At 67.8% G+C, this 17,172-nt stretch carries 18 protein-coding genes and 1 tRNA gene; 8 read left to right on the top strand and 11 right to left on the bottom strand.

The window, feature by feature from the left end; all coding sequences use genetic code 11:
• Positions 1–2: 2 nt before the first annotated feature.
• On the bottom strand, positions 3–653 hold the full coding sequence (locus ACTVZP_RS06965) for a cytochrome c oxidase assembly protein (RefSeq protein ID WP_443211403.1): 651 nt from the start codon (positions 651–653) through the stop codon (positions 3–5).
• A 152-nt stretch (positions 654–805) separates the two neighbouring features.
• Between ACTVZP_RS06965 and ACTVZP_RS06960 the strand changes: the two genes are divergently transcribed.
• Positions 806–2,056 carry a DUF3419 family protein gene (locus ACTVZP_RS06960; RefSeq protein WP_443211402.1) on the top strand — a complete coding sequence of 417 codons (1,251 nt, stop codon included), beginning with the start codon at positions 806–808 and terminating at the stop codon, positions 2,054–2,056.
• Positions 2,053–2,694, top strand: a complete 642-nt coding sequence (locus tag ACTVZP_RS06955) for a class I SAM-dependent methyltransferase (protein WP_443211401.1) — start codon at positions 2,053–2,055, stop codon at positions 2,692–2,694. The genes ACTVZP_RS06960 and ACTVZP_RS06955 overlap by 4 nt, the downstream gene beginning before the upstream one ends.
• Before the next feature lie 59 nt (positions 2,695–2,753).
• On the opposite strand, the gene ACTVZP_RS06950 is transcribed toward ACTVZP_RS06955, so the two are convergent.
• Positions 2,754–3,323, bottom strand: a complete 570-nt coding sequence (locus ACTVZP_RS06950) for a CYTH domain-containing protein (protein ID WP_443211400.1) — start codon at positions 3,321–3,323, stop codon at positions 2,754–2,756.
• 811 nt (positions 3,324–4,134) lie between these two features.
• Here ACTVZP_RS06950 and ACTVZP_RS06945 point away from each other — a divergent pair.
• Positions 4,135–5,604: a putative bifunctional diguanylate cyclase/phosphodiesterase gene (locus ACTVZP_RS06945; RefSeq protein ID WP_443211399.1), complete on the top strand. Its 1,470-nt coding sequence runs from the start codon at positions 4,135–4,137 to the stop codon at positions 5,602–5,604.
• Between the two features lie 352 nt (positions 5,605–5,956).
• Here ACTVZP_RS06945 and ACTVZP_RS06940 read toward each other — a convergent pair.
• From ACTVZP_RS06940 to leuC, 8 genes are all read right to left on the bottom strand, one after another.
• Positions 5,957–6,033: transfer RNA gene (locus ACTVZP_RS06940), tRNA-Pro, on the bottom strand.
• 61 nt (positions 6,034–6,094) lie between these two features.
• Entirely contained in the window at positions 6,095–7,048 is a 954-nt protein-coding gene (locus ACTVZP_RS06935; protein ID WP_443211398.1) for a DMT family transporter, read from the bottom strand.
• Between the two features lie 115 nt (positions 7,049–7,163).
• On the bottom strand, positions 7,164–8,273 hold the full coding sequence (gene leuB / locus ACTVZP_RS06930; RefSeq protein ID WP_443211397.1) for a 3-isopropylmalate dehydrogenase: 1,110 nt from the start codon (positions 8,271–8,273) through the stop codon (positions 7,164–7,166).
• A gap of 142 nt (positions 8,274–8,415) precedes the next feature.
• Positions 8,416–9,552, bottom strand: a complete 1,137-nt coding sequence (locus ACTVZP_RS06925; protein WP_443211442.1) for an endonuclease/exonuclease/phosphatase family protein — start codon at positions 9,550–9,552, stop codon at positions 8,416–8,418.
• Positions 9,435–10,244, bottom strand: coding sequence for a hypothetical protein (locus tag ACTVZP_RS06920; protein ID WP_443211396.1), 810 nt, complete (start codon positions 10,242–10,244; stop codon positions 9,435–9,437). The genes ACTVZP_RS06925 and ACTVZP_RS06920 overlap by 118 nt, the downstream gene beginning before the upstream one ends.
• 278 nt (positions 10,245–10,522) lie before the next feature.
• A complete protein-coding gene (gene leuD, locus ACTVZP_RS06915; protein ID WP_443211395.1) occupies positions 10,523–11,128 on the bottom strand; it encodes a 3-isopropylmalate dehydratase small subunit in 606 nt (201 codons plus the stop codon).
• A 3-nt stretch (positions 11,129–11,131) separates the two neighbouring features.
• Positions 11,132–11,656, bottom strand: coding sequence for an HdeD family acid-resistance protein (locus tag ACTVZP_RS06910; protein ID WP_443211394.1), 525 nt, complete (start codon positions 11,654–11,656; stop codon positions 11,132–11,134).
• Between the two features lie 65 nt (positions 11,657–11,721).
• Positions 11,722–13,149 (bottom strand): 3-isopropylmalate dehydratase large subunit, encoded by a 1,428-nt coding sequence (gene leuC, locus ACTVZP_RS06905; protein WP_443211393.1) that lies wholly within the window; start codon positions 13,147–13,149, stop codon positions 11,722–11,724.
• Positions 13,150–13,400: 251 nt separating this feature from the next.
• On the opposite strand from leuC, the gene ACTVZP_RS06900 reads away from it, so the two are divergent.
• The 5 genes from ACTVZP_RS06900 to ACTVZP_RS06880 all read left to right on the top strand — a co-directional run bounded on the left by ACTVZP_RS06900 (position 13,401) and on the right by ACTVZP_RS06880 (position 16,054).
• Positions 13,401–13,940 carry an SOUL family heme-binding protein gene (locus tag ACTVZP_RS06900; RefSeq protein ID WP_443211392.1) on the top strand — a complete coding sequence of 180 codons (540 nt, stop codon included), beginning with the start codon at positions 13,401–13,403 and terminating at the stop codon, positions 13,938–13,940.
• Positions 13,941–14,149: 209 nt separating this feature from the next.
• The gene (gene rsfS / locus ACTVZP_RS06895) at positions 14,150–14,470 is read left to right on the top strand and encodes a ribosome silencing factor (protein WP_443211391.1); all 321 of its coding nucleotides are present in this window, start codon (positions 14,150–14,152) and stop codon (positions 14,468–14,470) included.
• Positions 14,470–14,937, top strand: a complete 468-nt coding sequence (gene rlmH, locus ACTVZP_RS06890; RefSeq protein WP_443211390.1) for a 23S rRNA (pseudouridine(1915)-N(3))-methyltransferase RlmH — start codon at positions 14,470–14,472, stop codon at positions 14,935–14,937. The genes rsfS and rlmH overlap by 1 nt, the downstream gene beginning before the upstream one ends.
• Before the next feature lie 140 nt (positions 14,938–15,077).
• Positions 15,078–15,533, top strand: coding sequence for a ribonuclease HI (gene rnhA / locus ACTVZP_RS06885; protein ID WP_443211441.1), 456 nt, complete (start codon positions 15,078–15,080; stop codon positions 15,531–15,533).
• Between the two features lie 32 nt (positions 15,534–15,565).
• Entirely contained in the window at positions 15,566–16,054 is a 489-nt protein-coding gene (locus ACTVZP_RS06880; RefSeq protein WP_443211389.1) for a transcriptional regulator, read from the top strand.
• A 208-nt stretch (positions 16,055–16,262) separates the two neighbouring features.
• Here ACTVZP_RS06880 and fmt read toward each other — a convergent pair whose 3' ends face one another.
• Entirely contained in the window at positions 16,263–17,171 is a 909-nt protein-coding gene (gene fmt / locus ACTVZP_RS06875) for a methionyl-tRNA formyltransferase (RefSeq protein ID WP_443211388.1), read from the bottom strand.
• Position 17,172 lies beyond the last annotated feature (1 nt).

Below are 17,172 nucleotides of genomic sequence, written 5' to 3'. Positions count from 1 at the left end.
GCTCAGCCGTCCGGTCCCTCGCGGGTGAGGCGCAGCGTGAAGAGCGCGGCGCCTCCGAGATAGGGGAGAAGTCCCGCCACCGCCATCATCGCCCCCCCGAGCCGCTGGTTGCCCAATGGATCCAGCCCGAAGGCGCTGCCACAGATCTCGGGCGCATAGAGCAGCCGCGGCGCGAGGGTGAGCAGCACGCCCAGCATCGTCATGTGCATGAGCGAGAAGAGCATGGTGAGCAGCCCGGCCGCTGCGGCCGCCCGGCCCGGCGCAAGGCCCGGCAGCCAGACGAGCACGCCCGCCAGAAGGAAGCTCGCCTGCTGCACCCGGAAAAGCATGGGATCGAGCGCCGCCGCCTCGTGCAGGCGTGGCGCGTGCCAGCCCCAGACGACGGCCAGTTCGGCGAGCGAGGCCACGACAGCGAAGACGATAGGCCAGCCGAGGCTCAGCGGCGCGATCCGCGAAAGGCCCAGGGCGATCAGCGGCGCCGCCGCGAGGATGACGCCCAGGTGCAGGATCATGTGCCAGGAGAAGGAGATCCGTGCGAGATCCGGCAGCGGCCCGGCCCACAGAGCCAGCAGGATCACGAGGCCGGCACCCAGCGCCAGCACACCGGGGGCGCTGCGCCTCCTGATCCGAATGCTGTCCTGAGTGCCCGTCACTTCCGCCTCCCGTTCGCCGTCGTTACCAGCTAGCGCGGTGCCGGGCGGGGAAAGCCCCCACAGGCGACGCCCGGACGGAAAGGCGCGCCTCCGTCACGTTTCCGTTGCCTGCGGAGACTAGAAGGCTGCCAGCCATCCCGGAGGTTTTCCCAGTGCCCCAGTCCGCCCTGACCGCCCTGCCCGCGCCGAAGGTCGCACGCCAGATAGGTGCCGCCGTCCACCGCACGCCCTTCCTCAGCGCCGACGGGCTGATGGAGCGGATGTTCTCGCGCCTGTTCCACGGTCTGGTCTATCCGCAGATCTGGGAGGATCCGGCGGTTGACATGGCGGCGCTCGGCATCCGGCCCGGCCATCGGCTGGTAGCCATCGCCTCGGGCGGATGCAACGTGATGTCCTACCTCACGCAGGCGCCGGCCGGGATCCTCGCCGTTGATCTTTCGCCCGCCCATGTCGCGCTGGGGCGGCTGAAGCTCGCCGCGGCGCGGACGCTGCCCGACCATGACACCTTCTTCGACTTCTTCGGGCGGGCGGATCAGCCCGGCAACATCGCGCTCTACGACCGCCACATCGCCCCCGCGCTCGACCCTGCAAGCCGGCGCTACTGGGAGGCGCGTGGCCCGTTCGGTCGCCGCATCGGCGTCTTCTCGCGCGGGTTCTACCGGCACGGCGCGCTCGGCCGCTTCATCGGCGCGGGCCATGCGGTGGCCCGGCTCACCGGCACGGACCTGCGAGGCTTCCTCGACTGCCGCGACATGGAGGAGCAGCGGAGCTTCTTCTATGCGAAGATCGGGCCGCTCTTCGAGGCGCCGCTGGTGCGGGCGCTGGTGCGACAGCGCGCCTCGCTGTTCGGGTTGGGCATCCCGCCTGCGCAATACGCCCTGCTGGCCGACGACGGCGATGGCGACGTGCTGCCGGTGCTGCGCCAGCGCCTCCACCGGCTGCTCTGCGACTTTCCGCTGCGCGAGAACTATTTCGCCTTCCAGGCCATCGCCCGGCGCTACCCGCTTCCCGGCGAGGGCGCGCTGCCGCCCTATCTCGAGCCCTCGGCCTTCGAGGCCCTGCGCGAGGGCGCGCCGCAGGTCCGGATCGAGAACCGCTCGCTGACCGAGGCGCTGGCCGCCGAGCCCGAGGGGTCGCTCCAGGGCTTCAGCCTGCTCGACGCGCAGGACTGGATGACGGATGCGCAGCTTGCCGCCCTCTGGCGGCAGGTGACGCGAACCGCAGCGCCGGGCGCCACGGTGATCTTCCGCACCGGCGGGGCCGCCGACATCCTGCCGGGGCGGGTGCCGGACGAGATCCTCGGCCGGTGGCGCGCCGACCGCGCGGCCGGTCGCGCGGGATTTGCGGCCGATCGGTCCGCGATCTACGGTGGCTTCCACGTCTACCGCCGGCGCGACGCATGAGCGGCAGCGCCGCCCATGCCGCGCTGATGGATGCCACCTACCGCCACCAGCGCCTGATCTACGACGCGACGCGACGCTACTTCCTTCTGGGGCGCGACAGGCTGATCGAGGAGCTTGCACCGCCGCCCGGCGGCGCCCGCATACTCGAGATCGCCTGCGGCACGGGGCGGAACCTCGACCTCATCGGCCGCCGATGGCCGGATTGCCGGCTTTTCGGCCTCGACATCTCGAGCGAGATGCTGCGGTCGGCCCGCGCCCGTCTCGGCGGCCGCGCCACGCTGGTCGAGGCCGATGCGACCGCTTTCGACGCACAGGCGCTGTTCGGGACCGACCGGTTCGAGCGGATCGCCATCTCCTACGCGCTGTCGATGATCCCCGACTGGCGCGGCGCGCTCTTCCACGCCGCAGCCCATCTTGCCGAGGGCGGCGAATTGCACGTCGTGGATTTCGGAGATCAGGCCGGGTTGCCCGGCTGGTTCCGCAAGGGGCTGCGCGGGTGGATCGGCCGGTTCCACGTCTCGCCGCGCGAGAACCTGAGCGCGGCGCTGGCCGAAGTGGCCACTGGTATCGGGGGCACCAGCAATTGCCGACCGCTCTGGCGGGGCTACGCGACCCTGGGGGTGGTCCGGAAGCCCTGACCGCGGCAGCAGTGTCATGCGCCTGTTGCATCCCTGTGCCGCCGCGCGCCTGAGTGTTGTCAACTCCGACGTGCCGTCGCCCGGCCACGGCTCAGCGGTCTCGCGCGCCGCCGCCAGAGGTTCAGCCGCCTCACGGCCGGCCAGAACAGGCCGGACCATCGCCGAGCCATCGCCTGTCGCAGCAGGATCCGGGTGCTGAAGAGGGCATCGCCCGTGATCTCGTCGCCAAGCCAGTCCGGTCGCTGGAAACTCGTGCCGCTGTCGGGCAATTCGATCTCTGCGGTGGTCAAGCCGCTGAGAAGCCCCTGATAGACGTCCACTTCCCAGACCAGTTGTCCGTTCGGAATGAAATGGCGGGTCTTTTCGACCATCTGTCCCGGCAGGCGGCAGTGCTCGGCCATCATGGCCTCGGCATCCGCGAGCGGGATCTCGTATTCGAATTCGGAGCGCGCGATGCCCTTTCGCGGTCCCTTCACCGTCAGGGTCGCGGCGTCACCGGCAATGCGGACCCGCACCTTCCGGCCGCCCCGGATCGCGATCAGGCCATCCCTGAGCCTGACGGCACGCGAAACCTCGTGCTTCCACTCGTCGTTGGCGACCAGAAACTTCCGCTCGATTTCGAAAGGCATGCTCTCCAGCCATGCAGTTGGCGCATGACGAAGTAAATGGCTGCCGCAGCGCAGAATCAAGCACCTCCGATCTGGCAAGGCGTCGCACCGCGTGAAGGGCCGTTCGGCGTATTGCCCGCATCTTGTGCGGGATGACCGGGTAGTCGCGCTTCTTCGACCTGTCGAGCGTCACCCGCCTTGTCCCGCCCACGCCACCGGCGGAAGAGAGGCTAACCGTGGAACCCTGTGCCGCCGATCATGCAGCGGCGTCGAGCGCCCGAGAGTGGACGCTACCGCACGCGCAATCATCTGTTGCTGCCAACGGTGAGCGGGCATGGTCCGCGCGTTCCGAGGCCGGGGCAGGGTGCCGGCCGATTCCCCCCGCTGCCCTGATGGTGCCGAGTCGTGCCCGGCAAATGACCGGATGCTTCGGGAAAACTGGCCGAATGGTGGGGGAATTCGCCTGCCAGACCTGACGGAAGAGCGGACACGGCAGTGCGAAAGACGCGCATGGATAAGCAGAAGTATGTAGCCGCGGCCTTTTCTTGACCCAAGTGCAGTCGCGGTAGTGTACAATAGGTGCCGGTGAAATGCCGGGATGCACACGGCCCACTCAGCCGCCCGCCGCCCCCGCTTGCTGGCGAGTACCAAGGCCGCCGCGCATCGGGACTGCCCTGCAATCCTGTATGCTGGCCGAGGCTGAACGCGCGCATCGCCGACCTCGTGGCTTCGCTTGATGCGGTGGAGACGACGGTTGAGAAGACATCTGCACATCGGTCGGAGCACATCGCTCTACCTCCTCATACTCGCATCGACCGGGCTCAGCCTGTACTTGAGCATCCACTTCGAGGCGTTCGAAGCCTTCGCGGCCCTGAGCCGCTCTCACGAGGACTGGGAGCTCGACGAACTCGCCATGCTCTCGGTGAATGCGATCGTCTGTCTTGTGTTCATGCTCGCCATCCGGTCGCGCGAACTCGCGCGCACGGCGAAAGAGAGGGATGCGGCCGAGCGCGAGGCCAAGCTTCTCGCGCGACACGACCCTCTGACGGGGCTGTTGAACCGCAGGGGCTTCTTGGATCACATGTCCTCGGACAGTGCGGCCCACGAGGTCACGATGATGATGATCGATCTCGATCGCTTCAAGGTCATCAACGATCTTCATGGGCATGCCTGCGGCGATCATGTGCTCGAAGAGGTCGCTTCCATCATCACGTCAAACCTCGGCGAGGGCGACGTCGCCGCGCGTCTGGGGGGTGATGAATTCGCGGTGATCCTGCGCCCGGGCACATCGGTGGATCGCGCACAGCACGTTGCCCGACGCATCATCGCGTCGATCGCGCAGCCCATCCGACGGGACGAGAGCCGTCTCCACATCGGCGCGAGCATCGGACTTGCGCGAATGCACGAGGGGCAGACCACGTCGGTCGTGCTGCACTCCGCCGATCAGGCGCTCTATCTCGCGAAGCGCTCGGGGCGCGGCAGGTTCGCCTGGTACGACCAGGAACTCGACCGTGCCGCGCAGGAGCGCACGCAACTCGAGCAGGATCTGCGCGACGCCATGGGACGCGACGAGATCGCCCCCTACCTGCAGCCCGTCTACAGCATCGCGGACGGCTCGCTCAGGGGCTTCGAGGCGCTGGCACGCTGGAACCATCCGGTGCGGGGCATGGTATCGCCCGAGATCTTCATCCCGATTGCCGAGGACATCGGCGTCGTAGCCGAGGTCGGCTGGATGATCCTGCGGAAGGCCTGTGTCGCCGCTCAGAGCTGGGACCGGCCCCTGACATTGTCGGTCAACTTCTCGCCGACCCAGTTCCGCAACCCGCATCTGGCAGAGACGGTGCGCGAGATCCTGGCAGAAACCGGCTTCGACGCGAACCGGCTCGAGGTCGAGATCACCGAGAGCGCGATCATGCTGGACTTCAACCTTGCGCGCATGCTGATCGAGCGCCTGCAGGGCATGGGCGTGTCACTGGCGCTGGATGATTTCGGCACCGGCTTTTCGTCGCTGTCGCATCTGCGGCAGCTTCCGTTCGATCGCATCAAGATCGACCGAAGCTTCATCATGGGCATTCAGGAGCAGCCGGAGAACCAGAAGATCGTCACCGGCATTCTTGCGCTCGCGCACAGCCTGAAGCTCGCTGTCACCGCCGAAGGTATCCAGAGCGAAGACGATCTTGCCTTCCTCAAGTCGCTCGACTGCGAACTGGGACAGGGATTCCACCTGTCGCATCCTCTCGACCTTCGGGATGTCGGTCCGCTGCTCGCCTCGCTGAACAAGAATCGGTTCGATGCCGCGTAGGCTTAGGACCCACTGTCTTCGGCGGTGCGCGTGGTCCAGGCCACGCGATGAGATCTGATCGAGAAGCACCCTCGACTAGCTGTCCGAGGCGCAGATGGAGCGCATGAAGCCGTTCCTGACATCCATGACCATCGCCGCATCGACGACCGCCCTCGTGCTGGGCGGCATTATCTTCATCAACCGCTAACAAGGCTCGTGCCCGCCGCCGCGACCACGGGCGGACGCCGGGCTTCAGGAGCCAGATGGGCGAGAGCGTGAGGGCGGGGGAGGCAGGATAAACCGGCCAAGCCGCGTCCGACAGGTGGCCCTTCGGAACGAAGGGAAACTGTCTGGGATACTGAAACCGGGAAACTGGTCGGAGCGAGAGGATTCGAACCTCCGACCCCCTGCTCCCGAAGCAGGTGCGCTACCAGGCTGCGCTACGCTCCGACCGTGGCGTGCGGATTAAATGGTCGCGGATGTGAATGCAAGGGGGTCCGCAAGCTTTTCGCTAGGGCGTGTCACGAGTCTCGCGGCGGCGCAGCAGCCGCGGCATCAGTCCGACCTCGGGTCGCAGCCGGGTCTGGCTTGCCGGCCGGTTCTCCGACACATTGCGGCGCGACTCCCGGCCGACGATGTAAAGGCCGCTCGCGATGATCACCCCGGCACCGACCCAGGTCCAGAGGTCGGACCGCTCGCCGAAGATCAGCCAGCCGAAGAGCGCGGCCCAGACCATCTGCGAATACTGCATCGGCGCCACGATAACGGCCTCGGCCATGCGGTAGGCGATGATCGTAAGCAGCATCGCAACGAAGCTGAAGGCGGCGATGATGCCCATCATGCCGAGATGTTCCACCGGCATCGGGCGGTAGACGAAGGGCAGCGCGGCCCCGAGAACGAAGAAGTTCGCAACCATGGGATAGAGGAGCAGCACCACCGAACGCTCGTCCTGTCCGATCTTGCGCACGATCACCGAGCCGAGCGACGAGGTGGCGGCCGCAAGCAGTGCGGCGACATGTCCGAGGCTGAGCGGCTCGGCGCCGGGGCGCAGCACGATCAGCACGCCGGCGAGACCTGCGGCGATGGCGAAGCCGCGGTGCGGCCCGATCGTCTCGCCCAGCAGCGGGATGGCGAGCAGCGTCACGAGGAGCGGCATGGTGAAGAGGATCGCATAGGTCTGCGCCAGCGGCAGCACCGAGAAGGCGTAGAAGGCGCAGAGCCCGGTCGTCACGATGCAGGCGGTCCGGATCAGCACCCACCAGGGATGACGGGGCCGCAGGTTCCCGTCCATCCGGTCGCGCATCAGCATGAGAGAGGCGAGCGGGAAGCCCAGGAGCGTCGCGAAGAAGAGGATCTGGACGGCGGTGTAGTCGCGGCCCAGCACCTTCACCACGACGTCGTGGGTTGCATAGATGGCGAATGCAAGCAGCGCGAGAAGCGCGCCGCGCGTGTTCGATTTGGCCACGTAGGAAGATCGCCGCTTTGCTGGTGGGAATTTCGTCGCACCTTCGCCCGGAACGGGTGCGAGCGCAAGCGGCCGAGGGAGAAAAGGGGCGGTTTCCCGCCCCCAATTCGGCGCCTCAGAGGCTCGCGTCCAGCGCCGCGAGGATCGCGTCACCCATGCCCGAGGTCGAGACCGGGGTGCCGCCCTCGGGGCCCATCAGGTCGGCAGTGCGCACGCCATCGGCCAGCACCGCCTCGACCGCCTTCTCGAGCCGCGTGGCTTCCTCGCCCATGTCGAAGGAGTAGCGCAGCGCCATGGCGAAGCTCAGGATGCAGGCGATCGGGTTCGCCTTGCCCTGCCCCGCGATGTCGGGCGCGGAGCCGTGCACGGGCTCGTAGAGCGCCTTCGGCCGGCCGTTCGCCATCGGCGCGCCGAGCGAGGCCGACGGCAGCATCCCGAGAGAGCCCGTCAGCATCGCCGCGCAGTCCGACAGGATGTCGCCGAACAGGTTGTCGGTCACGATCACATCGAACTGCCGCGGCCAGCGCACGAGCTGCATGGCGCCGTTGTCGGCATACATGTGGCTGAGCTCGACATCGGGATATTCGTTGTCATGGACCCACTGCACCTCCTCGCGCCAGAGGATGCCCGACTCCATGACGTTGGCCTTCTCCATCGAGCAGACCCGGTTGTTCCGGCGGCGGGCCAGCTCGAAGGCCGAGCGGGCGACCCGGCGGACCTCCTCGGTGGTGTAGCGCTGGGTGTTGACGCCGACGCGGCCGCCCGCGCCGTCGGCAGAGATCCCGCGCGGTTCGCCGAAATAGACGCCCGAGGTGAGCTCGCGCACGATCATGATGTCGAGCCCGGCGACGATGTCGCGCTTCAGACTGGAGAAATCGGCCAGAGCGTCGAAGCACTGGGCAGGGCGGAGGTTGGCATAGAGGTCCATCTCCTTGCGCAGGCGCAGCAGCCCCCGCTCGGGCTTCACCGAGAAATCGAGGACGTCATACCTGGGCCCGCCCACAGCGCCGAGCAGCACCGCATCGACCGCCTGCGCCTTCGCCATTGTCTCGTCCGCCAGCGGCACCCCATGCACGTCGTAGGCCGCGCCACCGACGAGATCCTCGGATACGTCGAAGGTCACGCCCCGCTTCTCGCCGAGCCAGCCGATGATGCGTTTCACCTCGGCCATGACTTCGGGGCCGATGCCGTCGCCGGCGAGGATGAGGAGGGAGGGGTTGGCCAAGATGCGCTCCTGCTATCACTGGGGTTTGCCGTGGCCTACGCCGTCGCCCCTGCCCGGTCAAGCATCTGGCAGAAAAGGACGGCACCGGTCGGGCCGTGCCGAAGAGGCGCAGGATGCCCCCGCATTTCCGGAACGGCAGAGGTCAGGGCACCTCGATCTCGACCCAGACCGGTCGATGACGGGACGCAGCCGCGGCGACCGGGGCGAGCGGGTCGCCCGGCGGCGGCCACAGGACGCCGGAGCCGGTCACGCGCAGCCCGCGACCCGGAAGGATGTAGTCCGTCCGCAGCCGGCCCGGCCCGCCCGCCTCGCGGAAATCGGCGGTTTCGGTGGCGTCGTCGGGACCGGTCGGGGCGGGATCCTGCAGCAGCCGATGGGTCAGCAGCGAGGTGATGGCTTCGTGAAGCCCGTCCCCCGCCACCGGATCTATGTTGGCCTTGCCCATGAGCAGCACCGGGTGCTCGGGCGGTGGCATCGGCAGGCGTCCCTCGATCAGCCGCGTCCAGAACAGTGCCTCGTCGGCGGAGCGGCGGCCGTTCCGGTCCTCGGGGCCGTCGAAGACCGGCGGCGTGGCCGACCAGAGGAGCAGGCTCAGCCGCGCATCGCCCGGCAGTCGCAGTGGCACCTCCCAATGGCCGGTGGTGGAAAGGCGCTGGACCGCGGCCACCTCGGGCGGCAGGGGCGGCAGGTTCGCGCCGGGCAGGTTCGCGCCGGGCAGGTCGCGCCAGAGAAAGCCGGAGAAGTCGCGCGGGTCCTCGAGGGGCAACCGCGAGAGCAGCAGCATCCCGCCCTGCCCCGCAAAGCGGCCCCAGCCCTGCGCATCACCCGGCCCGCCCCGCCGTCCGTCTCCGTCGAGGTCGAGGCCGGTGCTGCGTCCGGTGTTTGGCCTCAGCGCGAACAGGTGAGGATAGGCCTCTCCCGCGAGGGCCCGAGCCGCGAGCAGGCCTGCGTCGTAATCGACGCCCAGCAGAAGCAGCACGTCCGCGTCCAGCGCCTCGATCATCCGGCGCACGGCGTCGATCTGCGGATCCTCGGCCTTCAGGATGTCGCGCAGCAGGAGGCCCGGCCCCTTCCGGGACAGCTCCGTGTCCCAGACGGCGAAGCGGATGCTGTCGGCGGCGGCGGCCAGCGGCAGAAGCAGGAGGAACGCGAGGAGAGCCGTCAGACCGGGACGAAGCCGGAGTTTCCAATCACCTCGCCCATGCGGCGCTTCTCGCGGATCATCTCGGCGATGCGGGCCATGCCCACGCCGCGCATGAAGAGGCTTGCCGGAAGAAATGCCCATGCCGCCGTCGTCCAGACCAGGGTCTGTGGTGAGGCCAGCGTCAACGGATCAAGCCCGCTGCTGCCGATCTTCACCACCGTGGGGATCAGGAATGGCAGCAGAAAGCCTAAGGCTACGTTAATGCGCGCGTCCCGCAGCAGCCTTTGAACCACGTCGCCGCCCGCGGTGGCCTCGAACGTGGGCAGGTTGACCCAGACGTTGAAGGCGGCGTGGCGCGACGGCCAGCGGTTCAGCCGGATCACCACCACGAAGATCGCGATCGCCGCCGTGGCGATGAGATAGGCCATGCCGGCGGCATCGCGCACCGCCTCAATGTCCTCGGTCGTGGCGGCATCCGACAGCATCAGGGTGGCGAGACGGACCGGGCTGTACGAGAAGTCCATCGCCCCGCCGAGTGCGGAGCCGAGTTCGGAGAACAGCATCGTGAGCGTCGAGGGATCGCTGGTCTCCCGCTGCATCAGCGTCAGCGAGACCACCATCACGAACAGGAGCGCATACCGCAGACGGTTGAACGGAGGCGCGTCCCGGAACTCGACGAGACCGGGATAGGTCGCATTGTATTCGACGAAGGTGAGAACCCCGCCGAAGAGGGCGACGAGAGCGACCATCTGCTTTCCGTCCGGACCCACGCCGGGCAGAAGGATCGAGGGTGTCGCCAGAAGAATGACGACGAGGAAAGCGCGCATCAGCGCGCCCGCAAGCCTTGAAATCACTTCTTTCCCACCCTTCATCCGGATCGCTCGGAGCGACGACTCCGACCTGGTTCCGAAGGCTCCCCGCCTTTTCTGGCGGGTTGTCGTATCTCTGCCCAAACCGTGCCTTCTTTCACCTTCAGCCGCAATCTGGCGTAAGAGTAAGCTAACCTTTGTGACGTAATCGGGGAGATTGTGTCGCCGAACTGCATCAAAAGGGGGAAAGAAAAAGGCCGCCCGAGGCGGCCTTTCATCTTGAGGTAGAAACGACCTCAGACCCAGGGTCTCAGGGTTGATGCTTTCTTCTCGAAGACGTCGATCGCAGACACTTTCTCGAGCGTCAGGCCGATGTCGTCGAGCCCGTTCATCAGGCAATGGCGCCGGAACGAATCGATCTGGAACGGGAAGGACTGCCCGTCCGAGGTCGTGACGGTCTGCGCCTCGAGGTCCACCGTCATGCGGGCGTTGGCGCCCTTGCGGGCGTCCTCCATCAGCATCTCGACCACCTCGGGCGGCATGACGATGGGCAGGATGCCGTTCTTGAAGCAGTTGTTGTAGAAGATGTCGGCGAAGCTCGTGGAGATCACGCAGCGGATGCCGAAGTCGAGCAGCGCCCAGGGCGCATGTTCGCGCGACGAGCCGCAGCCGAAGTTGTCGCCCGCCACGATGATCTGCGCATCGCGATAGGCGGGCTGGTTCAGCACGAACTCCGGGATCTCGCTGCCGTCGGGCCTGTAGCGCATCTCGTCGAAGAGGTTCTTGCCGAGGCCCGACCGCTGGATCGTCTTCAGGAACTGTTTCGGGATGATCATGTCGGTGTCGATGTTCACCAGCGGCATGGGAGCCGCGACACCGGTCAGTCTGGTAAATTCTTGCATGGCTCAGGGTTTTCCGGATTTTCTGAGGGCAAAGCCCATGGCGACGAGGGTGGTGCCCATGACGATCAGTTCGATCGCGACCAGGGTGCCGAGGAGGACGAGGCTCGCCTCGGGCAGCCGGAGCAGGATGAACAGACCGAGCCCGGCCGAGATCAGGCCGGAGAGCACCATGAGCCAGAACATGTCGGTGCCGCGCCAGGTGGCGAGGCTCAGCCCCAGCCGGACCACGCCCGAGACGAGGAAGAGCGCGCCCACGATCAGCGTGAGCGACACCATCCCGGCCAGCGGGTTGGCCAGCATCCAGACCCCGAGGACGAGGCTGATGAGGCTGAAGAGCGCGGTGGCCCAGCGCGAAGGCATCACCCGGTCCGACCACACCGCCCAGAGCCCCACCGCCCCGCTCGCCACGAAGACGCAGCCCGCGAGGACCGTGACGGCGAGCGAGACCGGGAGGGGGAAGATCAGTGCGACGAACCCGCCCACGAGGGCGAGGACGCCGGAGACGATGAGCGAGGACGTGCCTTTCATGCCGACGATCCTGACAGTTTATGAAAGCCTGCAGGCGCGCCCGGACCGGACGCGCCCGACGGAGGTCACGCCGGCTCGACCTGCGTGGCGATCAGGTCGCGCACATCGGTCAGGTGCCCGGCAACCGCGGCAGCGGCGGCCATTGCCGGACTCACGAGATGGGTGCGTCCGTTGCGGCCCTGACGGCCCTCGAAGTTCCGGTTGGAGGTCGAGGCGCAGCGCTCGCCGGGGCTGAGCTGGTCCGGGTTCATCGCGAGACACATGGAGCACCCGGCAAGGCGCCACTCGAAGCCCGCGTCGATGAAGACCTGCGCCAGGCCCTCGGCCTCGGCCTGCTCTCGCACGAGACCCGAACCGGGCACCACCATGCCGCGAACGCCGGGGGCGATCTTCTTGCCCTTCAGCACTTCGGCCGCCGCGCGCAGATCCTCGATCCGGCCGTTGGTGCAGGAACCGATGAACACCGCGTCGATCGTGATGTCCGTGAGCTTCATGCCGGGCGTCAGGCCCATGTAATCGAGCGAGCGCCGCGCGGCCTCGACCTTGCCGCCGGTGAAATCCTCGGGGGCCGGCACGGTGCCGGTGATCGGCAGCACGTCCTCGGGCGAGGTTCCCCAGGTCACGACCGGCGCGATGTCTTCGCCGCGGATCGTCACCACCTTGTCGAAAACCGCGCCCTCGTCGGTGAAGAGCGTCTTCCAGTAGGAGAGCGCGGACTCCCAGGCCGCGCCCTTGGGCGCATGCGGCCGACCCTTGACATAGTCGAAGGTCTTTTCGTCCGGTGCGATGAGGCCGGCGCGCGCTCCGCCCTCGATCGCCATGTTGCAGACCGTCATCCGGCCTTCCATCGAGAGCTCGCGGATCGCCTGCCCGCAGTATTCGATGACATAGCCGGTGCCGCCGGCGGTCCCGGTCAGGCCGATGACGCTCAGCGTGATGTCCTTGGCGGTGACACCGGGGAGAAGGCTCCCGGTGATCTCCACCTTCATGTTCTTCGACTTCTTCTGGATCAGCGTCTGGGTGGCGAGCACATGCTCCACCTCGGAGGTGCCGATGCCATGCGCCAGCGCCCCGAAGGCGCCATGCGTGGCGGTGTGGCTGTCACCGCAGACCACCGTCATGCCCGGCAGCGTCCAGCCCTGCTCGGGTCCGACGATGTGGACGATGCCCTGCCGGATGTCCGACACCGGATAGTAGTTGATGCCGAAGTCCTTCGCGTTCCGGTCGAGCGCCTCGACCTGGATGCGCGACTCCTCGTTGTCGATGCGGGTATCGCGGCCTTCGGTCGTCGGCACGTTGTGATCCGGCACGGCGATCGTCTTCTCGGGGGCGCGCACCTTGCGGCCCGTCATGCGCAGGCCCTCGAAAGCCTGCGGGCTCGTCACCTCGTGGACGAGATGGCGGTCGATGTAGAGCAGGCAGGTGCCGTCTTCGGACTGGTGGACGACGTGGTCGTCCCAGATCTTGTCATAGAGCGTTCTCGGAGCGGTCATGGCTCTCTCGCGATGGCTGTGGGATTTGGGATGGGGAAGGCAGGCGAAAGCCGCACGCCGACTCAAAGTCGGGCGAGGATCGAGAGGCTCGCGCCGTAGAACCGCCAGGGCAGCCGCGCGCGATCGTCCATGTCGAAGATGCGTTCCATCAGCGGGACTTCTACGCCGGATTCCTCCCGCAGGCAACATCGGCGTGAACCGACGGGCGGTTCCCGGCGTTGATCTCGACCTTCGGGATGAGGAACCTTCAGATGAGTGAAGTGGTCGGATACAAGGGATACGAACAGCCGCAGTATTCCGTCGAGGCTGCGGAAGCCTCGACAGAGATCCGAAGCTACGCCTCGCATCTCGCGGCGGAGGTCGCCATCGCCGGCGACCGATCCACCGCGATCACGCGCGGGTTCCGGGTGCTTGCGCGCTACATCTTCGGGGGAAACGCGTTGCAGCGGAAGATCGAGATGACCGTCCCGGTCAGCCAGTTCCCGCAAGGCACCGATGGCTGGGTGGTGCGGTTCATGATGCCCGCCGGCAGCAGCCGCGCCACCCTGCCCGCACCGAACGACAGCCGCATCCGCTTCGTCACGGTGCCTCCCTCGCGTCAGGCGGTGCGCCGTTTCTCGGGCTGGCCCACCTCGCACACGCTGCAGTGTCAGGCCCGCGATCTTGCCGACTGGATGGCGGCACGAGGTCTCGACCAGCGCGGCGGTCCGTTCTTCTATTTCTACGACTCTCCCATGACCCTGCCCTGGCAGCGGAGGAACGAGGTTGCCTTCCGCCTCGGCGAAGGCTAACGGCAGGCCGCCCGCATTGAGATTTCACGGCGGCGATGTTACCTTGACTGCATGGCCCGGCGCCGGGGCTTGTCGGCGCGCCACACGGGAGGACGACCCTGTCACATTCTGACCCCGCGACCGGACTTCCGGTCGGGCAGCGGCCGGCTCGGACGAGCACCGCGAACGAACCCGCCACCGAGCCCTCGAGCGAGGAGCTTCTTCAGGCCGTGCTCGCCTCGCTGGAAGACGACAAGGCCGAGGACATCGTGCAGATCGATCTTCGCGGCCGCTCGGACATGGCCGACTACATGGTCATATGCTCGGGCCGCTCGTCGCGCCAGGTCGCCGCCATCTCGGAAAAGCTGATGGACCGGGTCAAGCAGCAGTTCGGCCGGCTGTCCAAGGTCGAGGGCAAGGAAACGGGCGACTGGGTGCTGATCGACACGGGCGACGTCATCGTCCACGTCTTCCGTCCCGAGGTCCGAGAGTTCTACCAGCTCGAGAAGATGTGGATGCCGGGCGGCGCTCAGGGCCTGTCGCGCGCCTGATGAAGCTGCAGCTCTGCGCCGTCGGGCGGCTGAGGAGCGGGCCTGAACGCGATCTTGTGGAAGATTACCTCGGCCGGTTCGAGCGAACCGGCAAACCCCTCGGCCTTCCGGGGGTGCAGCTCGTCGAGCTGGAGGACCGCAAGGGCGGCGGGATGGAGGCCGAGGCCGAGCTGATCCTGAAGGCGGTGGGTCCCGGTGCCGCGCTCGCTGTGCTCGACGAGCGTGGGCGCACCCTGTCTTCGCCCGAATTCGCCGAACAGATCGCGCGCTGGCGCGACGCCGGCCGCGATGTGGCGCTCGTGATCGGCGGCGCGGACGGCCTCGCCCCGCGCCTGCGCGAGAGGGCGGATCTCGCCATCTCGTTCGGGAAGATGGTCTGGCCGCACATGCTGGTCCGGGTGATGCTCGCCGAGCAGCTCTACCGCGCCGCCACTATCCTCGCGGGCTCGCCCTACCACCGGGTCTGAGCGCAAGCGGCCGGTCCCGGCCGGACCGCCCCCTCCGGCGCCACGCCGGCTGGCGGGGCACCGGCCGTCACGCTCCGCCACACCTTGCAGGCGACGGACAGCGCCTTGTGCCGCGCTTCTGCTTGGGCTACGCCCGCGCCATGCCAGAACTCTTCGCCTATACCGACGGTGCCTGCAGCGGAAATCCCGGTCCGGGGGGCTGGGGGGTCCTGATGCTTGCGCGCGAGGGGGACGAGGTGGTCAAGGAGCGCACGCTGCAGGGCGGCGAGGCCATGACCACCAACAACCGCATGGAACTGATGGCCGCCATCTCGGCGCTCGAGGCGCTGACGCGGCCCTCCGACATCACCATCGTCACGGACAGCGCCTATGTGAAGAACGGCGTAACCACCTGGATCCACGGCTGGAAGCGAAACGGCTGGAAGACGGCGGACAGGAAGCCCGTGAAGAACGCCGAGCTGTGGGAGCGGCTCGATGCGGCGCAGCACAGGCACAAGGTCGTCTGGCGCTGGATCAAGGGCCACGCAGGCCATGCCGAGAACGAGCGCGCGGACGAATTGGCCCGCGCGGGCATGGCCCCGTTCAAGACACGCTAGTTTTCGAGCCTTCGTTCGCTTACAGTGGAGCCATGGCCCGACCGCGCTCCCTTCCCGATGCCGAAGTGCATGAGACCATCTGCCAGATGCTTTGCGGCGGCGGAGACCGCTCGGTGTCGTTCGGCACCGTCTCGCGCGCGACGGGTCTCGCCGCCGCCACCCTTGCAGGACGCTACGGCACGCGGGACGGCATGGTCCTGTCGGCCCTCAGCCATTTCTGGGACGGGCGTGAGGCCGATCTGGCCCGCGCCGATGAAGAGCCGAAGCCGGCCGGCTACCTCAAGGCATTGGGAGAGGCCGACCCTCATCTCGTCGCGATTTCGCTGATGCTGGCCGAGATCCGGCCGCGCGCGGAAGGCTGGCGGCGGTCGGTTGAGGCGGGGCTTGCCCTGCGTCTGGGCCGTGCGGAGGCTGCGGCGATGATGTTCGCCCTCTGGCAGGGACAGCGCGCGTGGCAGGCGGCAGGAGGGCGCAGCTTCAAGCTGAAGGACGCAGCCAAGCGGATCGGCTCTGCCGGCTAGGCTGCCACGCGCGGCTTGGACCCTGCGCTGCTGCGGTCAGGCCACCCCTTGCCGCTGCTGTTGACTTCGGCCACGCGCCCGGGCGAACGGCTTTGATCCCGCGCCGCCGCAATTGACGCCGGCCGGCAAGCCAACCGCCGCCACAGGGTCGGATGTGTCATGCCCGACACCGGGAACGTCGGCAGGATCGACATGCCGGCGGCAAAGCTCAGGCCGAGGTCGCGCGGTTGCCCTTCGGCAGCGGGAAGCCCCGCAGGAACTCGTCGCGCTCCATCGGGCGCTTGCCCTCGCGCTGCGCGAGGGTGATTTCGACCGCGCCGGAGCCGCAGGCGATGCGGAGGCCATCCAGCACCTCGCCCGGCGCGCCCTCCCCCTCGGCCAACCGACCGCGAAGCATCTTCACCCGTTCTCCGTTCAGAAGCGTCCAGGCACCGGGCGAGGGCGAGAGACCGCGGATCCGCCGATCCACCTCGGCCGCGGGACGGGTCCAGTCGATTCCGGCCTCGGCCTTCGACACCTTCTCGGCATAGGTCACGCCCTCCTCGGGTTGCGGCTGCGGCACCAGGTCATCCAGCGACTCGAGCGCGCCGAGGATCAGCCGGGCACCCATTTCGGACAGACGGTCGTGCAGGTCCTCCACCGTCTCCTCGGGACCGATATGGGTCTTCTCGCACATCAGGACGGGGCCGGTGTCGAGTCCCGCCTCCATCTGCATGATGCAGATGCCCGTCTCTTCATCCCCGGCAAGGATCGCCCGGTGAATCGGCGCAGCCCCACGCCAGCGGGGAAGCAGCGAGGCGTGGATGTTGAGGCAGCCCCGCTCGGGAGCGTCGAGGATCGGCTGGGGCAGGATCAGCCCATAGGCCACCACGACCGCCGCCTCGGCGCCGAGGGCCGCGAACTCGGCCTGCACCTCGGGCGCCCGCAAGGAGCGCGGATGGCGGACCGGCAGGCCCAGTGCCTCGGCGCGGGCCTGCACCGGCGTCGGGCGGTCCTTCTTGCCTCGGCCCGCGGGACGTGGCGGCTGGCAATAGACGCAGACGACCTCGTGATGGGCATGCAGCGCCTCGAGCACCGGCACCGAGAAGTCGGGCGACCCCATGAAGACGATGCGCATG

This window comes from Rhodobacter sp. NSM (genome assembly GCF_052244495.1).
Taxonomy (GTDB): Bacteria; Pseudomonadota; Alphaproteobacteria; order Rhodobacterales; family Rhodobacteraceae; genus Cereibacter_A.
This window is presented reverse-complemented; position numbering and strand designations above follow the sequence as displayed.